At 71.1% G+C, this 5,027-nt stretch carries 5 protein-coding genes and 1 riboswitch; of the genes, 4 read left to right on the top strand and 1 reads right to left on the bottom strand.

Annotation, left to right across the window (positions count from 1 at the left end):
• The 3 genes from A9O63_RS18180 to A9O63_RS18170 form a co-directional block, all read left to right on the top strand.
• A partial coding sequence (locus A9O63_RS18180; protein ID WP_141703120.1) for a SoxR reducing system RseC family protein occupies positions 1 to 283 on the top strand: 283 nt, incomplete at its 5' end.
• Positions 271 to 1,371, top strand: coding sequence for an FAD:protein FMN transferase (locus A9O63_RS18175; protein WP_069333181.1), 1,101 nt, complete (start codon positions 271 to 273; stop codon positions 1,369 to 1,371). The genes A9O63_RS18180 and A9O63_RS18175, both read left to right, overlap by 13 nt.
• Positions 1,372 to 1,634: 263 nt before the next feature.
• A complete protein-coding gene (locus tag A9O63_RS18170) occupies positions 1,635 to 3,230 on the top strand; it encodes an OpgD/OpgG family glucan biosynthesis protein (RefSeq protein ID WP_069333180.1) in 1,596 nt (531 codons plus the stop codon).
• 88 nt (positions 3,231 to 3,318) lie between these two features.
• Here A9O63_RS18170 and A9O63_RS18165 read toward each other — a convergent pair whose 3' ends face one another.
• Complete coding sequence (locus tag A9O63_RS18165; protein ID WP_069333179.1) at positions 3,319 to 3,669, bottom strand: hypothetical protein; 351 nt, start codon at positions 3,667 to 3,669, stop codon at positions 3,319 to 3,321.
• Positions 3,670 to 4,021: 352 nt separating this feature from the next.
• Positions 4,022 to 4,207, top strand: a riboswitch (cobalamin riboswitch).
• Between the two features lie 74 nt (positions 4,208 to 4,281).
• Between A9O63_RS18165 and A9O63_RS18160 the strand changes: the two genes are divergently transcribed.
• A complete protein-coding gene (locus A9O63_RS18160) occupies positions 4,282 to 4,959 on the top strand; it encodes an energy-coupling factor ABC transporter permease (RefSeq protein WP_069333178.1) in 678 nt (225 codons plus the stop codon).
• Positions 4,960 to 5,027: the final 68 nt, after the last annotated feature.

The following is a 5,027-nucleotide window of genomic DNA, read 5'->3' as shown; positions in this document are numbered from 1 at the left end:
CCGGCCCGGAGACGAGGTCGAGGTCGCCTTGTCCGGCGGGCGCTTCCTCGCGGCGGTGGGGCTGGCCTATCTCCTGCCCACGCTGGCGGTCGTGACCGCCGCCGGCGCGGGGCTGGCGCTCCAGCTGCCCGACCTCGGGGTGGCGCTGCTCTGCCTGCCCGCCCTCGCGCTCTCGCTCATCCCTCTGGCCCTCGCCGGCCGGGGCGAGGGGCTGGCAGAGGCGCTCCGCGTCGAGGCCCTGCACCCGGCCGGGCCTTCGGGGCCGGACCCATGCGGACCATGACCCTCCCGCGCCGGGCCTTCCTTGCAGCCCTGGCCGCGCTTGCGCTCGGCGGGGTGGCGGCCCTGCGCCTCGAGCCCGCCTCGGACCGTCGCGAGACCTTCTATCTCTTCGGCACGCTGGTCGAGATCGAGACCCACGGCGTGCCCGAGCGCACGGCCCGCGCCGCCATCGCCCGCGCGGGCCAGAGCCTGCAGGCCGCGCATCGCGACTGGCACGCCTGGCGGCCGGGCGAGCTTGAGACCCTGAACGCGGCCATCGCGGCGGGGCGCCCGCAACGCGTGGATGCGACCCTCGCGGCCCTCCTGCGCGAGGGGCGCAGGCTCTCCTGTGCGAGTGGCGGGCTGTTCGATCCGGCCATCGGCCAGCTGATCGGCGCCTGGGGCTTTCACGCCGACACGCTGCCCGAGGGCGATCCGCCGTCCGCAGCCGCCATCGCGGCCCTTGTCGCGCGCCACCCGCGCATGACCGACCTGCGCTTCGACGGCACCGAGGTGCGCGCGCTCAATCCCGCGGTTCAGCTGGATCTCGGCGCCTATGCCAAGGGCGCGGCGCTCGAAATGGCGGCGGCCGAGCTTCGGGCTGCGGGCGTCGAGGATGCGGTGCTGAATGCGGGCGGCGGCGTGCAGGTGATCGGCCGCCACGGCGCGCGGCCCTGGCGGGTGGCGATCCGCGATCCGTTCCAGTGGGGCGTGGTGGCGGGCGTCTCTCTCCGCCCCGGCGAGGCCCTGCATACGTCGGGCAATTACGAGCGCTATTTCGACCGCGGCGGGGTGCGCTTCTCGCACATCCTCGATCCGCGCACGGGCCGCCCGATGCAGGGCATCGTCTCGGTCTCGGTGCTCGATACCGACGGGGCGCGGGCCGACGCCGCGGCCACCGCGCTCTGCATCGCGGGCCGCGAGGACTGGCCGCGGGTCGCTGCGGCGATGGGGGTGCGGGCCGTCCTGATGATCGCGGACGATGGCGCGGTCTTCGCCACGCCCGAGATGATGGCGCGGCTCGAACCCGCGCAGGGCGGCTATCCCGCCCCGGTGCAGGTCGTGTCTCTGCCGGAGGATGTCGCACCGCCCTCCTGCCCCGAGGACTGACGCCGCCCCGTGCCTCCGCTTCCGGTCGAAGGTCATGGCAGGCATCGGGAGGCACGGGCGACCGGCGATTGCACGAGATGGGTCGCGGAGGCCGCCCGATCAAGCGGTTCGCCTCCGATGGGCGATCCTCCGCGGGCGGAGCGCCCAAAGGGTGCGCTCCTTGGGCGCAGGGCCGCTGAACGGTGACGGCCGCTGCAACTTGGTCTTGATCTGGCGTCGATTCGCCCACATCGCATCGCACGGGCTTCCGCGCCGGAAGCATAATGGAGCAGACCTTGTCCTCGCCGCCCTTCAGACTGACCGCCCTCAGCCTCCTGGCCGCACTGTCGCTGTCAGGCGCCGTTCTCGCACAGGAAACGCCCGTCCCCGTGGCGGCGTCCTCTGGCCCTGTGTTCTCGGCGCCGTCCGCCTTCTCCTTCGACCTTCTGGCCGAGCGCGCCGCGACGCTTGCGCGCCAGCCCTATGTGCCGACCCCGGTCGAGCATCCAGAGGTGCTGGAGAAGATCGATTACGACGCGCACTGGCGCATCCGCTTTCGCGATGCGGCCTCGGTGCAGGTGGGAGACACGTCCGCGCAGTTCTTCCATCTCGGCACCTACTTCCGCCAGCCGGTGAGGATCTTCACCGTCGCGGAGGGCGAGGCCCGCGAGGTGGTCTACCGGCCCGACTATTTCGAGATGCCCGAGGACAGCCCGGCGCATGGTCTCGAGGAGAACGCGGGCTTCGCGGGCTTCCGGCTGATGCGGCCCGACATGAAGAGCGACTGGATCTCGTTCCTGGGCGCGGCCTACTTCCGCAGCGACGGGGCCCTGCGCCAGTACGGGCTGTCGGCGCGCGCCCTGGCGCTGAACACCGGCCTCTCGATCCCCGAGGAGTTCCCCCGCTTCACGGAATTCTACCTCGAGCCCGGGCCCGACGGCGCGACCATCGTGAACGCGCTGATGGACGGGCCGAGCGTGACCGGCGCCTACCGGATGGTGATGCGCGACACGCCCGGCAAGGGCCAGGTCATGGACATCTCGAGCCGTCTCTTCTTCCGCGCCCCGGTCGAGCGTCTGGGCGTGGCGCCGCTTACCTCGATGTTCTGGTATTCCGAGAGCAACCGCTTCCAGTCCGCGGACTGGCGGCCCGAAGTGCACGACACCGACGGGCTCATGATCCATACCGGCACGGGAGAGCATATCTGGCGGCCGCTGAACAACCCCGATCGCGTGGTGACCTCGAGCTACCTCGACCGCGGGATCAAGGGCTTCGGCCTCGTGCAGCGCGACCGGGACTTCGACCATTATCAGGATGACGGGGTCTTCTACGACAAGCGCCCGGCGGTCTGGATCGAGCCCGTCTCGGACTGGGGCGCGGGCGCGGTGCAGCTCGTCGAGATCCCGACCGACGACGAGATCTACGACAATATCGTGGCCTTCTGGAATCCCGAGACCGCGCCCAAGGCCGGAGACGAGCTCCGCTTCGACTACCGGATGCACTGGGTGGACAAGCCCCCCGTCGACATGCCGCTCGCCCACACCGTCGCCACGCAGGTGGGCAACGGCGGCGTGCCGGGCCAGCCGCGTCCGAAGGATGCGATCAAGGTCGTGCTCGATTTCGCGGGCCCGGCGCTCGAGGGGCTGGACCCGCGCGAGGGGGCCACGCCCGAAATCTCGGCGCCCGAAGGGGTGGAGGTGGTCAATCCCTTCATCGTCCGCGTGGTGGGGACGGAACGCTGGCGGCTGACCTTCGACCTGAAGGCCAGGCCCGAGACGGACACGGTGGACCTGCGCGCCTATATCGCGCAGGACGGCGTGCCGCTCACGGAAACCTGGCTCGGCCAGCTCCATCTCGCCCAGATCCACCGCCTGCGCTGAGGCGGGGGCGTCTGCGACAGGGGAAAGGCCGGACCCGAGGGCCCGGCCTTTTGCTGTCAGCGCGGGTCCGCGCGGTCGCGGGATGCGGTTACTGCGAGGCGAGGCTGAAGGCCACGGGCTCGGCGCTGATCGTCACCTGATCCGCGGCGCGGGCGAAGGTATAGACCGTGCGCAGGTCCTGCGGCATCGAGAACTGCACCCGGTCCTGATCGGCGAGGAGCATCTTGACCACCTGCGGCTCGCCCGACGGCGTGCGGGCGCGGAAGGCGGCGGTGACTTCGAACCCACCCTCCGCAAGATCGCGGCGGTAGGCGACGAGATCGAGCGCGCCCTCGTGCAGGCTCTGGGCCTGCATCGGGGCCTTCAGCGCGATCTCGCCCGCGAAGGCGGAGGGAACCAGCATCATCGTAGCGGCGGCGGCGGCCATGATCGTTTTCATCTTGAGACTCTTTCCAGCAGGGCAGGCCCATGACGGCAGGCCGATTGATGGTGCGAACATATTGCTGCGGCGCAGCAGCGTCTACCGGCGCCCCTGCAGTCCCGTCATGCAGCGGACGGGACGCTGGCCGCTGCATTATGCCGCAGGTTGAGCGGCTTGACGGCTGAAACCCATGCGCTGGCCGCAGCTTGCTGCACCTGCGAGGGAGCGTCCTCGCCCCGAGGCCGGCAGCCCCCACGGGGCCCCGGATACGGGTCCGCGACGTCCGGTCGCTGGCTGTCCGTCCCGGGCCTGCGCTCTGCCCGCCCGTGCCGCAGTTGACGCGGGGTCCGGGATCTGTCACGCCGGGCGGTGACGGTTCCCGAACGCCGCAAGGCCAAGGGATGAAAAGGGAACGCGGTGAGGGGTTCCGACCCCAGTTCCGCGACTGCCCCCGCAACTGTGAGCGGCGAGCCCGCCCCGAAGACGCCACTGGACCGCAAGGGCCCGGGAAGGTTCGGGGAAGGCCGCGACCCGCGAGTCAGGAGACCTGCCGTCGAGCGCGCAAGCGCCTGTCCGCCGGGAGACCGGCTCCACCCCACCGCCGTCGGGGATGACGGCCAGGAGGACCATATGCATATCGAACCCGGTCTGGTGAGCGGCGCCAAGCTCATCGCAGGCTATGCCACCGCCGCTACAGCGGGTCTCTACACGCTGAAGCTGGGCTGGGAGGCCATTCGCGAGAAGGGCCTTCTGTCGCTCGCGGCACGCGCGCTGATCGCCACGGCCTGCGTCTTCACCTTCTTCGAGATCTTCCCGCACTATCCCGTGGGCGTCTCCGAGGTCCATCTGATCCTCGGCTCGACCCTGTTCCTGATCCTCGGGGCGGCGCCGGCGGCCATGGGGCTCGCGCTCGGGCTGCTGATTCAGGGGCTCTTCTTCGCGCCCTTCGACCTGCCGCAATACGGCATGAACGTCACGACGCTGCTCGTGCCGCTCTTCGCCGTCAAGGCGCTGGCCGACCGGATCATCGCCCCCGACAGCCCCTATGTCGAGCTGCGCTACGGCCAGGCGCTCGCGCTCTCGACCGCCTATCAGGGCGGCGTGGTGGCCTGGGTCGCCTTTTGGGCCCTGCTGGGCCAGGGGGTCGAGGCCGGAAACCTGACCTCCATCGCCACCTTCGGCAGCGCCTACATGCTGGTGGTGCTGATCGAGCCGCTGGCCGATCTCGCGGTGCTGGCCGCGGCCAAGGCCGGAAGCCGCTTCGCCTCCTCGGGGCTCTTCACGCCGCGCCTGCATCAGGCGGCCTGAGGCTTCGGGCCGAGACCTGCGCCCGGGCCCGAGAGGTCGCGCCCGGGCGCGCTGACGGAGCGGGGGGC

Origin of the sequence: Cereibacter johrii, from assembly GCF_001720585.1 — a bacterium.
Taxonomy (GTDB): Bacteria; Pseudomonadota; Alphaproteobacteria; order Rhodobacterales; family Rhodobacteraceae; genus Cereibacter_A; species Cereibacter_A johrii.
Note: the sequence above shows the minus strand (reverse complement) of the source record. Positions and strands in the feature narration are given on the sequence as shown.

Excerpts from the sequence above, each read along its gene's own strand:
- A9O63_RS18175 (WP_069333181.1), top strand. The coding sequence starts at position 271 with ATGCGGACCATGACCCTCCCGCGCCGGGCCTTCCTTGCAGCCCTGGCC.
- A9O63_RS18170 (WP_069333180.1), top strand. The coding sequence starts at position 1,635 with ATGGAGCAGACCTTGTCCTCGCCGCCCTTCAGACTGACCGCCCTCAGC.
- A9O63_RS18165 (WP_069333179.1), bottom strand. The coding sequence starts at position 3,669 with ATGAAAACGATCATGGCCGCCGCCGCCGCTACGATGATGCTGGTTCCC.
- A9O63_RS18160 (WP_069333178.1), top strand. The coding sequence starts at position 4,282 with ATGCATATCGAACCCGGTCTGGTGAGCGGCGCCAAGCTCATCGCAGGC.